The 16390-nt window shown below is 75.3% G+C and carries 16 protein-coding genes; 7 read left to right on the top strand and 9 right to left on the bottom strand.

What is annotated here, in order from left to right; genetic code table 11:
- Positions 1 to 112 precede the first annotated feature (112 nt).
- Positions 113 to 2191, top strand: a complete 2079-nt coding sequence (locus MLV88_RS05915) for a GtrA family protein (RefSeq protein ID WP_242334871.1) — start codon at positions 113 to 115, stop codon at positions 2189 to 2191.
- 81 nt (positions 2192 to 2272) lie between these two features.
- Here MLV88_RS05915 and MLV88_RS05910 read toward each other — a convergent pair whose 3' ends face one another.
- The 3 genes from MLV88_RS05910 to MLV88_RS05900 form a co-directional block, all read right to left on the bottom strand.
- Positions 2273 to 2860 (bottom strand): cytochrome c3 family protein, encoded by a 588-nt coding sequence (locus MLV88_RS05910; RefSeq protein WP_242334870.1) that lies wholly within the window; start codon positions 2858 to 2860, stop codon positions 2273 to 2275.
- A gap of 118 nt (positions 2861 to 2978) precedes the next feature.
- Positions 2979 to 3620 (bottom strand): trimeric intracellular cation channel family protein, encoded by a 642-nt coding sequence (locus MLV88_RS05905; protein ID WP_242334869.1) that lies wholly within the window; start codon positions 3618 to 3620, stop codon positions 2979 to 2981.
- A gap of 39 nt (positions 3621 to 3659) precedes the next feature.
- Positions 3660 to 4085: a CBS domain-containing protein gene (locus MLV88_RS05900; RefSeq protein ID WP_242334867.1), complete on the bottom strand. Its 426-nt coding sequence runs from the start codon at positions 4083 to 4085 to the stop codon at positions 3660 to 3662.
- Between the two features lie 147 nt (positions 4086 to 4232).
- Here MLV88_RS05900 and MLV88_RS05895 point away from each other — a divergent pair, with 147 nt between their 5' ends.
- A complete protein-coding gene (locus MLV88_RS05895; protein ID WP_242334864.1) occupies positions 4233 to 4964 on the top strand; it encodes an RNA methyltransferase in 732 nt (243 codons plus the stop codon).
- Between the two features lie 15 nt (positions 4965 to 4979).
- Here MLV88_RS05895 and MLV88_RS05890 read toward each other — a convergent pair whose 3' ends face one another.
- Both MLV88_RS05890 and MLV88_RS05885 read right to left on the bottom strand, forming a co-directional pair.
- Positions 4980 to 5846: a PfkB family carbohydrate kinase gene (locus MLV88_RS05890; protein WP_242334861.1), complete on the bottom strand. Its 867-nt coding sequence runs from the start codon at positions 5844 to 5846 to the stop codon at positions 4980 to 4982.
- 131 nt (positions 5847 to 5977) lie between these two features.
- Entirely contained in the window at positions 5978 to 6574 is a 597-nt protein-coding gene (locus MLV88_RS05885) for a class I SAM-dependent methyltransferase (protein ID WP_242352831.1), read from the bottom strand.
- 198 nt (positions 6575 to 6772) lie between these two features.
- On the opposite strand from MLV88_RS05885, the gene MLV88_RS05880 reads away from it, so the two are divergent.
- Together MLV88_RS05880 and MLV88_RS05875 are read left to right on the top strand one after the other, a co-directional pair.
- On the top strand, positions 6773 to 7066 hold the full coding sequence (locus tag MLV88_RS05880) for a hypothetical protein (RefSeq protein ID WP_242334856.1): 294 nt from the start codon (positions 6773 to 6775) through the stop codon (positions 7064 to 7066).
- Between the two features lie 60 nt (positions 7067 to 7126).
- Positions 7127 to 7489, top strand: a complete 363-nt coding sequence (locus tag MLV88_RS05875) for a PilZ domain-containing protein (RefSeq protein WP_242334853.1) — start codon at positions 7127 to 7129, stop codon at positions 7487 to 7489.
- A gap of 89 nt (positions 7490 to 7578) precedes the next feature.
- On the opposite strand, the gene MLV88_RS05870 is transcribed toward MLV88_RS05875, so the two are convergent.
- Positions 7579 to 9087 carry a DUF3482 domain-containing protein gene (locus MLV88_RS05870; RefSeq protein WP_242334850.1) on the bottom strand — a complete coding sequence of 503 codons (1509 nt, stop codon included), beginning with the start codon at positions 9085 to 9087 and terminating at the stop codon, positions 7579 to 7581.
- Positions 9084 to 10577, bottom strand: coding sequence for a DUF2868 domain-containing protein (locus tag MLV88_RS05865; RefSeq protein ID WP_242334847.1), 1494 nt, complete (start codon positions 10575 to 10577; stop codon positions 9084 to 9086). The genes MLV88_RS05870 and MLV88_RS05865 overlap by 4 nt, the downstream gene beginning before the upstream one ends.
- 243 nt (positions 10578 to 10820) lie before the next feature.
- Here MLV88_RS05865 and MLV88_RS05860 point away from each other — a divergent pair, with 243 nt between their 5' ends.
- Together MLV88_RS05860 and MLV88_RS05855 are read left to right on the top strand one after the other, a co-directional pair.
- The gene (locus tag MLV88_RS05860) at positions 10821 to 12431 is read left to right on the top strand and encodes a methyl-accepting chemotaxis protein (RefSeq protein WP_242334845.1); all 1611 of its coding nucleotides are present in this window, start codon (positions 10821 to 10823) and stop codon (positions 12429 to 12431) included.
- A gap of 52 nt (positions 12432 to 12483) precedes the next feature.
- Positions 12484 to 12945 carry a cache domain-containing protein gene (locus MLV88_RS05855; protein ID WP_242334842.1) on the top strand — a complete coding sequence of 154 codons (462 nt, stop codon included), beginning with the start codon at positions 12484 to 12486 and terminating at the stop codon, positions 12943 to 12945.
- Between the two features lie 44 nt (positions 12946 to 12989).
- Here MLV88_RS05855 and MLV88_RS05850 read toward each other — a convergent pair whose 3' ends face one another.
- Positions 12990 to 14561 (bottom strand): B12-binding domain-containing radical SAM protein, encoded by a 1572-nt coding sequence (locus tag MLV88_RS05850; protein ID WP_242334839.1) that lies wholly within the window; start codon positions 14559 to 14561, stop codon positions 12990 to 12992.
- 263 nt (positions 14562 to 14824) lie between these two features.
- Here MLV88_RS05850 and MLV88_RS05845 point away from each other — a divergent pair, with 263 nt between their 5' ends.
- Positions 14825 to 15031, top strand: a complete 207-nt coding sequence (locus tag MLV88_RS05845) for a hypothetical protein (RefSeq protein ID WP_242334836.1) — start codon at positions 14825 to 14827, stop codon at positions 15029 to 15031.
- 326 nt (positions 15032 to 15357) lie between these two features.
- Here the strand turns inward: MLV88_RS05845 and MLV88_RS05840 are convergent, their stop codons facing one another.
- Positions 15358 to 16374: a ChaN family lipoprotein gene (locus MLV88_RS05840; protein ID WP_242334833.1), complete on the bottom strand. Its 1017-nt coding sequence runs from the start codon at positions 16372 to 16374 to the stop codon at positions 15358 to 15360.
- Between the last annotated feature and the right edge of the window lie 16 nt (positions 16375 to 16390).

Here is a 16390-nt window from a genome sequence, read left to right as displayed (position 1 = left end):
GCGCGAACGCTCGCGCTGCTGCCGAGAAACCCTCATTGGGCTTGACGCCCCGTTACGGGCATGCCCTTCGGGAGCGTCGCTCCCAGCGTGAGCACCGGGAGGGGAATCCCCGATGAAGGGTCGTCTCGCGCGGTTCGCCCTGGTGGGGCTGTCCGGGGTCGGGGTGAACCTCGCCGCGCTGCACCTCTTCGCCGGCGTGCTCGGGATCCAGGAGGTCGTCGCCTCCGCCCTCGCCATCGAGACGAGCATCGTCACGAACTTCCTGCTGAACGACGCGTTCACGTTCCGCGATCGCCGCGAGCTCGGCGCGGGGGTGGTGAGCCGCCTCGTGCGCTACCACGCGGTGAGCCTGGCGGGCGGCGTGGTGCAGCTCGTGGTCTTCGGGCTCGCCGCGCTGGCGCTCATGCGGACCCTCGGCCGGGCGGAGCTCGGGGGCCTGCGGTACCTCGCCCAGAGCGCGGGCATCGCCCTCGCCTTCGCGGCGAACTACCTCGGGAGCCTCCGCTTCGCGTGGGGGCCGCCCGGGGCGGGCGCGCCGCGTCCGGCGCTGTCGCTGCGGCGACCGGGGGCCTGGATCGCCCCCACGATCTTCGCCGGGATCCTCGTCCTGCACATCCTGCCGATCTGGCTCGTTCACTACTTCCCGACCCAGGACGGACCGCTGCACGTCGAGAACGTCCTCTCGCTCATGCGCTACCGTCACTCGCCGCTCCTGCAGCACTGGTACCTCGCGAACTGGGGCGCGCAGCCGAACTGGCTCACGCAGGCGCTCCTCGCCGGGCTCCTGCAGGTCGTCGGCCCGCTCACGGGCGAGAAGCTCGTGCTGACCGGCTACACGGTGCTCTTCCCGCTGGGCTTCCGGGCCCTGCTCCCGCCGGGTCGCGACGGGTGGTGGGCCGCGCTCGCCGCGTTCCCGTTCGTGCACGCGTTCCCCTTCCAGATGGGCTTCTGGAACTTCTGCTACGGGCTCGCGCTGGCGCTCCTCACGGTGGGCTTCTGGCTGCGTAGCCGGGGCCGGCTCGGGCCCTCGCGCTGGCTCGTGCTCGCGCTCCTCTCGGTGCTGCTCTTCCTCGCCCACTCGGTCGCGTTCGCGGGCGCTGGCCTCGCCATCGGGGTCCTCCTGGCCTGGCGCCTCGCCCTCGCGGTCCGCCGCTCCCGCGGGCACGCGGCGCGCCGCCGGCTCGTCGTGCGCGGCTACGCGGTGCGCGCCGGCGCCGTCGCGCTCGCGGCGCTGCCCGGGGCGGCCCTCCTCGGCGCCTGGCTCGTCGCGCACTCGGATCGCGCGTCCTCGCGCCTCCCGATCTACGAGCTCGCGGCCAAGCTCGCGACCGCGTACGCGCTCGTCTCGATCGACCGGCGCGAGATCCTCCTCGCGTGCCTGGTGTCGCTCGTCCTGTTCATCGGCGTGGTGCACCTCGCCCTCGTGCGCGCCACCTCGACGCGCGCGTTCCGGCCGCACGACGGCTGGCTCCTCGCCGCGGTGGCGTTCGCGATCGCGTACTTCGCGGTCCCGGAGGTCGTGGCGGCGGGCGCGCACGTGTCCGACCGGTTCGCGCTGTTCACCTTCCTCTGCGTGGCCGCCTGGATCGCCACCGGCGCGGCGCCCGCCATCGCCGTGCGGCGCCTCGCCCTGGCGCTCGCGGGGATCGCGGTAGTGGCGACGGGCCTCCGCTACGAGAAGCAGCGCCAGATCTCCGCCTACGTCGAGGAGTACGTCGCGGCGGCGGCCGGCCTCGGCCCGGACCGCGTGCTCCTGCCGGTCGCCATCTCGCCCTACGGCCCCGTCGACGAGAACGGCCGCAACCTCGGCTACCGCGTGAAGCCGCTCCTGCACGCGACCGGCTGGGTGGTGGCGCGCAACGGCGGGGTGGACCTCAAGAACAGCCAGGCGTTCACCGATCACTGTCCGCTGCGGTTCCCCGACGATCACAACCCGTTCCTCATGCTCGCCGGCTCGCTCGCGAAGATGGAAGGGACGCCCCCGTGCATCGACCTGCGCGCGGCCGTGGCGGCGCAGGTGGACTACGTCCTCGTGTACGGCGTCACCCCCGACGCGCTCGCGAGCCCGTGCGGCGCGCGGATGGCGCTCGACCTGCGGTCGCGCTACGAGCCCATCGCCCACTCGGCGAGCGGCATGCTCGAGATCTGGCGGCCCAGGCCCGAGGGCGCGCAGCACGCGCAGTACCCCTGACGGCGACCGCCCCCCGCAGACGACGAGGCCCCCCGGCGCGTCGCGCCGGAGGGCCTCGAACGGCTCACGAAAGAGCGGATGCTACTTCTTCGCGGGCGCGGCCGCGGGCTTCGCGGGCGCGGCCGCCGCGGGCGCAGCGCCGCCGGCGCGCTGATCCATCGAGGTGAAGACGACCGCCTTCTTCGCCACGACCTTCCCGTCGGCCTTGGCCGAGTGGCAGACGGCGCAGAACGCGTCCATGCTCTGGCCCTTCGCCGTGTCGACGCGGAGGTACTTGTAGTTGGCGTTCGACGGGTGCGGGTCGTGGCAGCCGACGCACTCGAACCGGCCGTCGCGGAGGAGGTCGCCGGGGACGTTCGCGACCTTCGGGTTCACCGAGGTGAGGCCGTAGGGGTGGCTCATGTGGCCGGACACCGGGGCGTAACCCTGGCCGCCCTTCGAGGTCTCCTCGTGGCAGCCGAGGCAGAGCGCCGTCGATCCGGTGTATGCAGCCTTCGTGCGGGGGTTCTGCGCCACCTTGTTCGGCGCCACGGCGAAGATGACATCGCCCTTCGCCGTGTGGATGCCGTGGCAGCCGTTGCAGCCGACGCCGTCGTGCCCGCCGAAGGCGAACGCGGAGATGGGCAGCGCGGCCGCGAGGGAGAGGACGAGGATTCGAACGCCGTTCATGTGAAGCTCCTGATGCGTACCGCGGGTTGACACCCTCGATGGGTGCGAAAGCGCGCGGACTGTACGCAAACGGGTCGCCTGGCTGCCTTGATGGAGAGCAACCGGGCGAGCGCTCGGATCAGGGGCCGTGGTCGGGCTCGAACGCACCGGTGCGCCAGCCGAGCCGGATGGAGAGCAGACGTACCATGAACGCGAGACTTATCCCCGCGAACGCCGCCGTCTCCTCCGGCAGGCGGAGGCCGGCCGCGAGGGCGATGAAGCACAGCACGCCGGTGAGGGCGGCGAGGGCGTAGGCCTCGCCGGGCTTGAAGATGAGCGGCTCCTCGCGGACGAGGACGTCGCGCAGCATCCCGCCGCCCACCGCGTTCACGCAGCCGACGAGCGCCACGGAGACGAGCGGGAGGCCCGCGGCGAGCGATTTCTGCGCGCCCACCACCCCGTACACGCCGAGCCCGAGCGCGTCGATGACCACGATCGCGAGCCGGGCGCGCTGGAAGTGCCGCCCGAAGAACGCGCCGGCGAGGCCGCCGCCGAGCACGCCGAGCAGGTAGCGCCCGTCGGTGAGCACGGCGGGTGGCCCCTGCTGGAGGAACAGCCCGTCGCGGAGGAGCGCTCCGCCGAGCCCCGTCGCGATCGAGAGCACGAGGATGCCGACGAGATCGTAGCGCTTGCGGACCGCGGAGATCGCCCCCGTCACCGCGAACAGGAACGAGGCGGCGACGTCGAAGGCGATGGGGAGATGGAAGCCGCCGCGCAGCACGCGAGCTACTTAGCACGTCGGCGGAGGTGGAGCGCGCGGTCAGAGGGCGCCGAGCATCGGGTCGCGCGCGTGGCGGAGCACCTCCGCGGCGAGCGCGGTGCTCGCGTTCGCGATGTCCTCGACGGAGAGCATGCCGGAGAGGTGCCCGGCGCCGTCGAGCACGATGAGCCGCCGCACCGCGCACGCCTCCATCGCGTGCGCCGCCTCGGCGAGCTCGTCCTCCTCGGTGCAGGCGACGACCTGGGGCGTCATGGCCTCCCGGACGCGGGTGCGTCTCGGGTCTGCGCCCGCCGCGGTCGCCCGCACGGCGATGTCCCGATCGGTCACGATCCCCGAGAGCGTGCCGTCCTCGAGCACGGGGAGGGCGCCGACGCCGAGCTCCTTCATCTTCCGGGCGGCCGCGACCAGCGTCTCGTCCACGCCGATGGTCGCGGCGTTCCGGGTCATCACCTCGCGCACGCGCATCGTCTACCTCCTCGTGCATCGAACCTCACGCGGTCGCGCGGCGCGAGGGGGACCGTCGGGGCGCTCCGGTCGAGGCGGGCAACCCGCCGCGGACCCGCCGGCTCCGCCGGGCGAGCGAGCGGGCGAGGAGCCGTCGTACGATGCCCCATGCCCGAAGCGATGCCCGTCGTCCCCGCGCCGGTGCGGATCGTCCTGCTCCGGCCGCGGAACCCCGAGAACCTCGGCGCCGTCGCGCGCGCGATGAAGAACTTCGGGCTCGCCGACTGGGCCATCGCGGAGCTCGGGACGCACGACTTCGCGACGGCCCGCAGGGTGGCGGTGCACGCGGAGGACCTCCTCGACAGGCCTCGGCTCGTCCGGACGCTCGACGAGGCGGTCGCCGACTGCGCGTGGGTCGTCGGCACCAGCTCCCGGAGGGTGCGCGGCAAGCGGCGCCTCGCCCCCGCGGCGGTCGCGCGCGAGGCGCTCGAGCGCGCCCCGGCGGGGCGGACGGCGATCGTCTTCGGCGACGAGCGCAGCGGTCTCACGAACGACGAGGTCCTCCGTTGCCACGACCTGTCCTCCATCCCGACGGACGAGGCGCAACCCTCGGTGAACCTCGCCCAGGCGGTGCTCCTCTATGCCTACGAGCTCAGGCGGGCGGCGCTCGAGGCGCACGCGCGGGCTCCCACGTCCCCGCCCGCGGGCGCGACGGACGCGGAGCTCGGGAGCCTCGAGGCGGCGCTGCGCGCGGCGCTGCGGGCGGGCGGATTCCTCGCGGGACCGGAGCGGCACGCGGTGCGCGACCTCGTCGCTCCCCTGCGGCGCGCGCGGCTCACGCAGCGGGAGGCGAGGCTTTGGTCGGCGGCGCTGCGGACGCTGGGGAGGGGAGAGGGGTAGGTCGGGGTCTCGGTCTCACGTCCCCACCGGCACCCTCCTCGCGCGCTCCGCCGCCTCGCCGATCCGCGGCAGCGTTTCCCCTCCCACTCCCTCGACCACGATCGACGCCGCGGCCGCGCCGAGGCGCGCGGCCTCGACCGGGTCGTCACCGCGGGCGAGCGCGAGCAGGAAGGCGGCCGCGAACACGTCGCCGGCCCCGGTCGGATCGACCTCTCGCGTGGGGAACACCCCCACGACGAACGTGCGGTCGCGCGTCGTCACCGTGCAGCCGGCGGCGCCCCGCGTGAAGACGACGATCGGCACCGCCGCGGCGAGGCGCGCGAGGAGGTCGTCCTGGCCGGCGAGGTCGTCCTCTCCGACGAACGCGGCGGTCACGCCGGCGAGCTCGGCGGGCGCGAAGGACCAGCGCGGCTGCACGACGGTGCCGTCCGCCGCCACGGCGCGCACGAGCCCCTGGACGCCCAGCCCCACCACCCGTGCGCCGGCGACGTCGGCGAACGCACGCGGCGCCACCTCGCCGAGGACGGGCGCGAGGTGGAGCACGTCCGCGCCGCGCCAGGCCACGGGGAGGGTGGCCGGATCGAGCGGCGGGGCGGAGGCCTCGACCCGCTGCCGGCGGGCGCCGCCCGGCGCGTGCATGTTGACGAAGAGGGTCGTGCGCGCCGCGGGCGCGATGATGGACTCCACCCCGGCGAGCGCGCGCTCCGGATAGTCGGCGCCGGCGGCCGTGAGCACGCGCGCCCGGGCGCCGAGCGCGCGGAACGTGTGCGCCGCGTACCACGCCGATCCCCCCGGGACGAGCCGCCCGGCGACACGGTCGAGCGTCACGTGGCCGCAGACGACGGCGGCCGGCCGCGCCGCGGAGGTGGGCAGGTCGAGCATCGCGACGGAGCGTACCACCCGTCCCGGCGGTCGCGGCCACGCGAGCGGAGCCGCGCGACCCGTCCGCCGCGTGCCAGGTCACGCGCCGTCGATCGTCGGCCCGGGCCGCCGTACCGGCGAGCGGACGCGGGTCAGGGCAGGATCTCGAGCACGCGCGCGTGCCGGAGCGGGCCGTCCTCGATCTCCACCGTCGTCGGGACGTCGTAGGACGCCCGGACGGCGAAGCCCTCGCGCGGAGCGTAGGTGCGGCCCGCGTCGCCGGCGAGGACGCTCACGCCGCGCGCGGCGAGCCGGCGGAACCACGCGAGGCTCCTGGCGGCGAGCGACCGCTCGTAGAAGACGTCGCCCGCGAGCACCACCTCGACGCCGGGGAGCGGCGCCTCGATCGCATCGCCCGCGCGGAACTCCGGCGCGACCCCGTTCAGCGCAGCGTTCACCCGCACGGCCGCCTCGCAGAACGGGTCGAGGTCGAGCGCGAGGACCCGCGCCGCGCCGGCGCGCAGGGCCGCGATGGCGACGAGACCGCTGCCCGTCGCGAAGTCCGCCACCGAGCGTCCGCGAACGAGGTCGGGGTGGTCGAGCACGTGGCGCGCGAGCGCCTGGCCCCCCGCCCACGGGAACGCCCAGAACGGCGAGTCGTCCCAGCCCGCCAGCTCGGCCGCCGTCGCATGCCACAGCGGCGTCAGCTCGCTCGCCTGGTGAATCATGATCTCGGGGGCGAGGGGCACGGGCGCGGGCGCAGTGCGCTCCCGGACGAATTCGACGAGCTCTTCGAGCGTTCGCAAACGAGCACGGAACAGACCACGCCACCGCCGGCGCCTGCAACCCAGGCGGGCAGGGTGCGCCCACCTCGCCGCACCCGGAGGCGGCTCCCCTTGGGGCACTTGGTGGCTCGTCTGCCGTGACGGAGGTTGGCCGCAAGGGTCATGTGGACCGTCATTCGTTTCGCGCTCTCGGGAGCGGATCCTGCGCCGTACCGCGCGGCCTTCGACCTGCTCCGGCGCTCCGGCTTCCAGCCCCATCGCCGCCCCGAGGACGCCGGGACGTGCGAGGTCTTCCCCGCCTCCGTGGTCGCCGATCTGCTGCAGGATCCCGGCGTCGTCTCGCGGGCGATCTTCGAGGCGCTCGCGGGCGCGCGGCTGCGGCCGGTGATGGTGGCGGGCGCGCACGTGGAGGTGCGCGCTCGCGCACGCCCCGAGCCGCCCGTTGCGCCTCGCTGATCCATCGGGCGACGTTCGTCGATCGAGTGGCGGGCCGCTCCGGCGGCCGTGGAGGGCCTGATGGACGCACCCGACCGGCGGCGGTTCTCGCGCATCCCCTTCCACGCGGGCGTGGAGCTGCACGTGGAGCGCGGCACCGCGCCCGCGCGACTCCTCGACATCGGCCTCAAAGGCGCGCTCGTCGAGGTGGGCGAGGGGCTCGACGTCGAGCGCGGCGACCCGTGCGCGCTGGCGCTCCGGCTGGAAGGCGGTGAGGTGGTGATCCGGATGGACGGTGCCATCGCGCATCGCGAGGGGAGGCGCGTCGGCGTGCGCTGGTACGCGATCGACCTCGAGAGCATCGCCCACCTCCGCCGCCTCGTGGAGCTGAACGTCGGCAGCGACGTGCAGGGCGAGCTCGCGGCGCTGGTGGGGAGCGCGTAGGCGAGGCGCCTCGAGCAGGACCCGACCCTGAGACCCTCACTGCCCCGCATGGCCGCCGGCGCGTCGACGCGCGGGCGGACCTCGGCCGCTCACGGACCGTGAGGGAGAGCTTCCGCTGAGGGCTCCTCGCCCGGGATGGGATCGACCCGGCGGAGGATCCGGCCGATCGCGCGCTCGAGCTCGTCCCGCACCCAGCGCGGCGGGTCGTAGGGGTCGCGCCGGAGCCGGCGGAAGAGCGACTCGAGGCCGCGCCGCTCGCCGCGCGCGAACTCCGCGACGAGGCCGGCTCGGCCACCCCCCGCGCCGGCCGTCTCGACCGCGATGGGCCCGCGCCGCGCGTGCGTGCGGCGGACCACGCTGTCGTAGTGGAGGAGCGCGCGATCGAGGAGGACCCACGGGAAGTTCGGCTGCGCGTGCGGACCGATGCGGAAGCGGCGCGCGCCGGACCAGTAGCGCTGGACGTCGAGGAGGAGGCCGGGGATGCCGGGCGCGCCGATCGAGCGGACGCGCGCGTAGCGCCTCCCCACGCCGTACAGCGCGCCGCCGCCGCCGAGCGCGCCGCCGAGGACGGTGCCCGCGAAGATGCTCGCGCCCCCGACCGCCGCGTCCACCGCGCCGCCGATGGCCGCGCCGGCCAGCGCGCCGGCGGCGACGAGCTGCGCGGGAGAGAGCCCGAGCAGCTTCCAGGCCTCCTCGGCGAAGAGATCCTGGCGGTACACGGGCCGCTCGAGGCCGGGGCCCTCCTCGAACCGCGCCTCGCGGTGGCCGTACAGCGCCTCGACGCGGCGGCGCGCCTCCTCCTCGCGGGCGCGGAGCGCGTCGTGGAAGCTCCGCTCGAGGCGGTCGCGCTGCTCCTCGATCGCGGCCTCGTCCTCGACCGCGAGCTCCTCGGTGTGCGTGAGCGCGTCCACGAGGAGGCCGGAGACGAGGGCGGCCGCCTCCGCCCGGCGCCGGCCACGCTGGGCGACGAGCGCGGCGACCGCCTCGTCCACCGCCGCGCGCCAGTCGGGCCGCAGCTCCCGGAAGACCTGCAGGAGGTTCACCCGCTCCTCGAACGAGACCGAGAACGCGTCGAAGTCGCGCACGATCTTGAAGTGCTGGTCGAGCGCGCGGTGCCACTCGGCCGCGTGGTCCTCTGCGCCGATGCGGTTGACGAGCGCCATCCCGGGCCGGCCCGTCCAGCGGAGGATCTCCATCTCGGCGTCGTAGTTCGGCCGATACGGGTGCGTGCCGTCGACGACGTAGAGCACGCTCGCGCCCGCCAGGATCGGCGCGAGCAGGCGGCACTCCTCGACGAGCTCGGAGGTGCCCTCGAAGGCACGCACGAGCTCGGCGACGCGCGCGGGCCGCTCCGCCGCGCTCACCTCGCGAGCGCGCAGCCAGGCGAGGGCGCGCGGAGCGTCCTCGAACCCGGGCGTGTCGACGAGCACGAACAGGGTCCGCCCGTCCACGCGGACGGGGAACTCGCGCACCTCGGTGGTGGTCCCCGGGCGCGGGTCGATGCGCACCGAGTCGTCCTCGGCGAGCGTCGCGACGATGCTCGACTTGCCCTTGTTCACGCGGCCGACGACCGCGAAGCGCGGGACCTCCGGGGTCACGGCGCCCCCTGGAGAGGCTCGACCGCGAGGTACGGGTCCTCGAGCCGGGCGAGCCCGTCTCGCCAGGTGCGCACGCTCGCCTCCGTGGCCGGACCGACGCGGTCCTCCCTCACCTCCGCCACGAGCACGAGCAGGTGCCGCCGCGGGCCCAGGGCGCCGCGCAGCTCGCGCACGAGCCTCAAGGCCGCCCGATCCGGCGCCTCGAATCCCTCGGCGACCACCACCACCGGCTCCGCCCCGTCCACCGCGGCGAGCCACCTCGCGCCGAGCTCGTCGCGCCCGTCGCGCCCGCCGGCGGCGTGGACGCTCGCGATCTCGCGCCGGACCTGGCGGGCGATGGCCGCCTCGAGGGCGGGGTGCGCCGGGACGTCGCGCCAGAGCACCACCGCGCAGCGCGTGCCCGCGGGCGGCGCGACGCCCGGGACCGTCGCCGGGATCACCGCAGGCGGCGCGGCCTCGGGGAGGACGGCCCCGGTCTCGACGTGCGGCTCGGCGAGCCGGGCGAGGACGCGCGCGATCTCCGCGTCGTCGAGCGGAAGGCGGGCGAGCAGCCTCGCGGCGCGCAGGCGCGCGACCGCGAGCGCGACGGCGCGCGGGAGGAGGCCGTAGGTCGCGACGGCCGCGAGGAGGAAGCGCCACCACTCCCCGACGAGCGCCGGGTCCGCGGCACGGCCTGCCCCGGCGTGGAGGTAGGCGCCCTCGAGCCGCGAGTAGCGCGTCGCCTCCACCAGCGCGAGCGACGGCGCGGCGTCCGGCCAGAGCGACGCCCAGGGCCGCGCCAGCGCCGAGACGAGGGCGTGGAAGCGCGGCGCGTCGAGGTCCACGAGCGTCGTGCTCCACGCGAAGGCGATGTCGGAGAACACCACGAGGCGCAGGCACCCGAGGAGCGCCCCGACGTTGAAGGCGACGCCGAAGGTCTGCGTCGCGCCGAGCAGGAGCCACGGCTCCACGGAGTGGTACAGCGAGCGCCGGCTGCGCAGCCGGTGCCAGAGCGCGCGCCACTCCTCCGCGCGCGCCTGCCCCGCCGCGCGTCCGGCGAGGCGCGGGTAGAGGGCGCCGATCGCCTCGCGGAAGACGCCCACGAGCGGCGCGCCCAGCGTCGCGAGCGGGAAGAGGAACGCGGCGAGGAGGAACAGGAGCAGGAGCACCTGCGCGCCGACGAGGACGAGCAGCACGTCCCAGACGTTCACCGGGTGCTCGCCGGTGTAGCCGAGGAGCGCCGTCGCGGCGCCCCAGCCGAGCGCGAGCCCGATCGCCGCGAGCGCCAGCCGGACGCCGGCCAGGGCGCGGGACACCGTGCGGCCGGGGAAGAGGAGGCTCGGCTCGCGCTCGCGGAGCTGGGCGAGCCAGCGGGCGAGCACGTCCCCCCGGTCACCGGCGAGGGACGCTCCACGCATCGCCTCGCGGTCGCGCCGCTCGAGCGCGCCCGCGGGCGCGTCCCGATCGCGGGCGAGCTGGGCCTCGAGGTCGATGAGGTCGGCGAGCGTCACGGCAGGTCGCCGAGGGAACATAAGGGATCGGCGCGCCCGGGTCGCGCCTCGCGGGTGCGCTCGACCCGGGTCGCGCTGCCCGCACCGAGCCCCGACCTCGCCCGCGCCGCTCGAGCCGGGCAGGGCGCCAGGAAAAGCGGCAGGTTGGGCCCCGCGCCTCCGAAGTGCGCGCCTGCGCCGCAGGCGGCCCCCGTCCTGCATCCCGGTGACTGAGGGTACGTCCTGCAAGGGTAGGTGAACGTGATGAAGCTGCGGCTCAGCGGGAAGGTGCTGGGACTCCTCGTCGTGGCGGTGATCTTCGTCGCGCTGGTCGGCGGCGCCGGTCTCGTCGCGACGGCCTCGATGGCCGGCGTGGTCGGCGACTACGCAGGCGCGAAGGTGCCCCAGCTCGTCGCGGTGTCGCGACTCGCCACGGCGGTGGGGCGCGCCACCGGCGCGGCGTCGGCGGTGGAGAACGGCACCCTCGAGCCGGAGGTGCACGAGGCGGCGCTCGCGCTCATCGCCGGCCAGCTTCGCGAGGCGGTGGACGCCGAGCGCGCCTTCGAGCGCGGGGGACGGGACGCGGGGGCGAGCCAGATCGCGCCCGCGCTCGATCGGTGGAAGCAGGACCTCGCGCAGCTCGACTCCGCCGCGCGGGCGAGGCGGGACGCAGGCGCGGCGGGCCAGTTCGCGGAGGAGGCGGGGGCCCAGCACGACGTGACGGACGCGTTCGAGCGCCTCCGCGTGGACGCGCAGCGGCTCCTCGAGGTGGTGGACGCGAGCGCCGTGGCGACCCGCACCGCCGCCGACGCGAGCGCGGCGCGCGCCCGCGACGCCGAGGCCGGCGCCCGGCGCGACATCGCCGTCGTGTTCCTCCTCGCGACGGCGGCGCTCGCCTCCGCCGGGGCCTTCCTCGTCCGCGCCATCCGGCGCGGCCTCCGCTCGGTCGTGGAGGCCGCGGAGCGGATCGCGGCCGGCGACCTGCGCGACGCGGTGGAGGTGACGAGCCAGGACGAGCTCGGCGACCTGCAGGCCGCGATGCGCCGCATGGGCGGGCAGCTCTCGCAGGTCATCGGCGACGTGCGCTCCGGCGCCGCCGCGCTCGCGGCGGTCGCGGGCCAGGTCTCCGCCACCTCGCAGCAGCTCTCGCAGGGCACCGGCGAGCAGGCCTCCAGCGTGGAGGAGACCTCGGCGCTGCTCGAGGAGATGAACGCGTCCATCGGCTCCAACGCGGCGAGCAGCCGGGACGTGGAGCGGATGGCGAGCGAGGGCGCGAGGAACGCCGAGCGCAGCGGCGCGGCGGTCACCGAGACGGTGGGCGCGATGCGCGCCATCGCCGAGCGGGTCTCGATCGTCGAGGAGATCGCCTACCAGACGAACCTCCTCGCCCTGAACGCCGCCATCGAGGCGGCGCGGGCGGGCGAGCAGGGGCGGGGCTTCGGGGTCGTGGCGACCGAGGTCCGCAAGCTGGCCGAGCGCAGCCAGGCGGCCGCCAAGGAGATCGGCGAGCTCGCCGCCCGCTCCGTCGGCGTGGCCGAGCGCAGCGGCGGGCTCCTCGCGGAGCTCGTGACGACCATCGCGACCACCGCCGAGCGGGTGCGCGAGGTCTCGGCGGCCTCGCAGGAGCAGTCGGCCGGGGTCGGGCAGCTCTCGAGGGCGATGACCGTCGTCGATCAGGTCACGCAGCGGAACGCCTCCGCCGCGGAGGAGCTGTCCGCGACCGCCGAGGAGCTCTCCACCCACGCCGACGCGCTCCGGGAGCGCGCCGCCTTCTTCACGGTCGGCGGGGAGGGTGGCGTCGCGGACGCGCTGGAGCACCCGCCCGCGCTCCCCCGCGAAGACCTCCCTCGCCTGCACGCCGCCGGCGCCCGCTGACCGGCGCCGGCCTTCCCCCCGACCCGCGCACTGCCCCACCGGAGGAACACCCATGAAAAAGCTCCTCGCCGCAGCCCTCGCCGCCGCCGTCCTGGGCGCGCTCGGGCAGGCCGCCGCCGCCGAGCCGTACGCCACCACCAAGGACGCCGAGCTGCTCGTGCACCGGGCGGCGCTGTTCATGAAGAAGGAGGGCAAGGAGAAGGCGATCGCGACGTTCAACGACGCGCACGGTCCGTTCATCTACCGGGACCTGTACGTCTTCGCGTACGACCTCGCCGGCAACTGCCTCGCGCACCCGACGAAGCCCGAGCGTGTCGGCAAGAACAACATGGGCGACAAGGATCCCGACGGGAGGTTGTTCGTCCGGGAGCGGATCCTCCTCGCCCGAAAGCACGGCAAAGGCTGGCAGCAGTACAAGTTCAACAACCCCGTCACGAACAAGGTCGAGCAGAAGGTGGCGTACTTCGAGCTCGTGGACGGGGTGGTGCTCGTCGCGGGGGCGTACAAGAAGTAGTCGCCGGGCACCCTCCTGCGCGCGCGCGGCGCGCCCGGCCGCCGTCAGGAGGCGGTCGGCGCCGCCGCCGCGCGCGCCGACCCGGCGCCGGGGACCTTTCCGGCGGCGCGGAGCGCCGCGAGCTGCCGATCGAGGCGCGGCAGGACCTCCTCGTGCGTGTAGCGGACGAGGTGCTCGCCGAGCACGGCGAGCGTCACCGCGCGCGGGAGCGCTGCGGGTCCGAGCCGCAGGGCCTGGCCGACGAGGCGCCAGAAGTGGCGGCGGCGCGAGCCGCGCAGGCCGAGGCGCCACAGGGTCCGCGCGAGCGTGGCGAGGGACCCCGGCCTGAGCGGGCTCGGGCGCATCGGCGCGAGCGCGAGGTGCAGCGCGCAGCGACGGAAGTAGGCGTCCTCGTCGTAGAGCTCCGCGAGCAGCCGGCGGTAGCCCTCGAGGAGCTCCAGATCGCCCATGGCGGGCTCGAAGTTGGTCTCGCCGAACTGGTCCCCGGTGGACTCGGCGCGAAGCCGGCCCTCGCGCGCGAGCCGCCTCCAGAGGGCCGTGCCGGGCAGCGCGGTGAGCGTCCCTACCATCGCGCGCGGGATCGGGAGCGCCTGGATGAACGCGCGCTGGCGCGCGAACGTGCCCGCGTCGTCGGCGTCGAAGCCGACGATGAACCCGGCGAAGACCTCGAGCCCCGCGGCCGTGAGGCGCCGCACCGCCTCCGCCGGATCCACGCGCAGGTTCTGGCGCTTGCCGGCCTCCTGCAGGGCGGCGCGATCGGGCGTCTCGATCCCCACGAAGACCGCCGAGAACCCGGCGTCGACCATCGCGGCGAGCAGCTCCGGCAGCGTCGCGAGGTCGAGGCTCGCCTCGGTGTAGAGGTCGAACGGCCGGCCGTGCTCCGCCTGCCAGCGCGCGAGCTCGGGGAGGAGTCGCGCCGCGGCGCGGCGGTTGCCGATGAAGTTGTCGTCCACGAGGAACAGCGGCCCGCGCGCGCCGAGCCGGTGGAGCGCCTCCAGCTCGGCGAGCACCTGCGCGGCCGACTTCACCCGCGGCACGCGCCCGAAGACCTCGATGATGTCGCAGAACTCGCAGCTGAACGGGCAGCCGCGCGACACCTGGATCGCGTGGCTCGCGTAGCGGTCCAGGGCGAGGAGGTCGAAGCGGGGGACGCGCGCGAGGGCGAGGTCGGGCCGGCCCTCGCCGGACGGCGAGAGGACGCGGTCGTGCGCGCCGGGGCGCTCGACCGCCGCGACGAGCCGCTCGAGCCGGCCCTCGGCCTCGCCCTGGAACACGTGGGCCGCCTCCGGGAACCGCTCCGGCGCGATGGTGGGGGCCGGCCCGCCCGCGACCGTGACCTTCCCGAGCGCGCGCGCCCGCGCGAGGACGGCGCGCATCGACGGCGCCTGCACGAGCATGCCCGAGACCAGCACGGCGTCCGCCCAGCGGAGGAGCTCGTCCGGCAGCGCCTCGAGGTGCTCGTCGTGGAGCCGGAGCTCCCAGCTCGCGGGCAGGTGCGCCGCGAGCGTCGCGAGGCCGAGCGGAGGAAGCGCCGCGTCCTTGCGGATGAACGGGAGGCTGTGCCCGTAGCCCCAGTACGTGGGCGGCGTGGAACCCTGCACGAGGAGCGCACGCATTCACGCGGTGTACGCCTCGTCCGTCATCCGCCCGTCACGGTCGCGCGCCATCGGTGGGGTGACCAGGCCGAGGCGGGTCGCGAGCTCGGAGGGGCGCCGGCCGAGAGGCCCCCGCCAAGGGCTCGTCTACCCAGCTCGGGGCACCCCACCGGCGCGCTCGGGGTGCAAACGTCCGCTCCGGCCGTGAGGGGTTGCGGCGAGACGCCGCGCTCGCCATGAGTCGTCGCGGCTCCGCTCCGGGAGCCCGAACGAAGGAGAGATCCATGAAGCTCGTTCTCCGCGCCGCCGCCGCGCTCGCGATCCTGGGCCTCGCGACGCCCGCCTTCCCCTGCGGCGACAAGCAGATGACGACGGCGTCGTCCTCGACGACGGCCTCGACGAAGAGCAAGGCGGCGGTCGCGAAGGCCGACAAGAAGGCGGCGGCGAAGACCGCCAAGGCGGCCCCGCAGAAGGCCACGGCCACGAACTAGCCTCGAAGCTGGCAGCGCCCCCCGCATCGCCACGGGGGGTGGGGCGTCGCCGGGCTCCGGGCCGGCGGCGCCCTTCTTTGCCCTGAACGGCCGAGCGTGATTAGCGATCAGGCGAGCAAAGCGAGCCCGCCGGGGCGACGCCGCGGAAGCGGCGACGCCGCTCGCGGCGGCGCACGGGACCCGGCGAGCAGGGGTGGGGTCCCCGACGACGGCGGCCCGCCGTCGGCGGGGCGGGGGCGAAGCCGGCGCAGCCCCCGTTCGAAAATGCCTGAACGACAGCGTGATTCGCATCACCGAAGGTGATCGGCGAATCACGAAACTGTCGTTCAGGGCGCTTTGTGCTTCGTGAAGTCGTGCCCGCGCAGCGCGAGACACGGGTCCTCGCGCTCGGCGGCCGGCGTGAACACGACGAAGTCGAACGGGAGCGTCCCCACCCCGAACTCCGAGGCGTAGAGCGCCGGGTCGAGCTTTCCCTGCGAGACCTCGAACAGTCCCACCGAGACGACGCGCCGGCCGGGGAGCTCGCGCTCGAGCGAGGCCGGGACGCCGCGGTCGGTGCGGGCGTGGCCGTTTCCGGTCACGAGGATCGCGCCGCCGGCCGCCTGGCTCACCGCGGCGAGGCGATGCGCCATCTCCGCGTCGCGGGCGCGCTGCGCGAGCGCGAGCCGGTCGAGGATCGCGTCCGGCATCGGCGCGTCGCAGTGCGCGGCCTTCATCTCGGCGCGCAGCGAGGCGACGACCTCGGGGGGGAGCGGCTCCGCCTTCTGGAGCGCGGCGCGGAGCTCCGGGGTGAGCGCCTCCTGGCCCTTCATCGCGATCGCCTTCGCGAGGGGGACGGGCAGGTTCGCGCCGACGATCGGCATGCCCGCCTCGAGCCCGGCGGCGAAGATGGGCCGGTAGATCGCGAAGTCGTACCAGCCGCTGTGCTTCCAGTCGACGGCCCGGGCGATCGCGTCGGGATCGCGCGGGGCGCGGGCGATCGCGGCGTCGATGGCAGGCTGGTCGTCCTCCTCCATCATCTCGAAGGCGAGAGCCGGCCGCTTCCCGGCGGCGCCTATCGCGCGCACCAGCCGCGCCTGCAGCACGTGGTGGTCGGGGTTGTCGTGCATCTCGCCGAGCATGACGACCTCGGCGCCGTCGACCGCGCTCGTGAGCGTGGCCTCGTCGACGAGCCGCCCCGCCCGCGCGTCCCAGATCTTCCCCACGAGCGGGTGCTCGCGGTGGCGCTCGGACATCCACGCGCGCTCCTTCGAGATCGGCTCCTGCAAGAGCTTCTGGTTCGCGGCGCAGGCCGCGGAGAGGATTGCGAGGGCGGACGCGGCGACGAGTCGGTTCGGGCTCACCCGCACAGAGATAGCG

The organism is Anaeromyxobacter soli (assembly GCF_022808855.1).
Taxonomy (GTDB): domain Bacteria; phylum Myxococcota; class Myxococcia; order Myxococcales; family Anaeromyxobacteraceae; genus Anaeromyxobacter; species Anaeromyxobacter soli.
This window is presented reverse-complemented; position numbering and strand designations above follow the sequence as displayed.

Coding starts and splice junctions, on each gene's coding strand:
- MLV88_RS05900 (WP_242334867.1), bottom strand. CDS start 4,085: ATGCGCGTGCGCGAGGTGATGACCCGGAACGCCGCGACCATCGGCGTG.
- MLV88_RS05890 (WP_242334861.1), bottom strand. CDS start 5,846: ATGCTCGACCTGCCCACCTCCGCGGCGCGGCCGGCCGCCGTCGTCTGC.
- MLV88_RS05910 (WP_242334870.1), bottom strand. CDS start 2,860: ATGAACGGCGTTCGAATCCTCGTCCTCTCCCTCGCGGCCGCGCTGCCC.
- MLV88_RS05875 (WP_242334853.1), top strand. CDS start 7,127: ATGGACGCACCCGACCGGCGGCGGTTCTCGCGCATCCCCTTCCACGCG.
- MLV88_RS05850 (WP_242334839.1), bottom strand. CDS start 14,561: ATGCGTGCGCTCCTCGTGCAGGGTTCCACGCCGCCCACGTACTGGGGC.
- MLV88_RS05895 (WP_242334864.1), top strand. CDS start 4,233: ATGCCCGAAGCGATGCCCGTCGTCCCCGCGCCGGTGCGGATCGTCCTG.
- MLV88_RS05855 (WP_242334842.1), top strand. CDS start 12,484: ATGAAAAAGCTCCTCGCCGCAGCCCTCGCCGCCGCCGTCCTGGGCGCG.
- MLV88_RS05860 (WP_242334845.1), top strand. CDS start 10,821: ATGAAGCTGCGGCTCAGCGGGAAGGTGCTGGGACTCCTCGTCGTGGCG.
- MLV88_RS05845 (WP_242334836.1), top strand. CDS start 14,825: ATGAAGCTCGTTCTCCGCGCCGCCGCCGCGCTCGCGATCCTGGGCCTC.
- MLV88_RS05915 (WP_242334871.1), top strand. CDS start 113: ATGAAGGGTCGTCTCGCGCGGTTCGCCCTGGTGGGGCTGTCCGGGGTC.
- MLV88_RS05880 (WP_242334856.1), top strand. CDS start 6,773: ATGTGGACCGTCATTCGTTTCGCGCTCTCGGGAGCGGATCCTGCGCCG.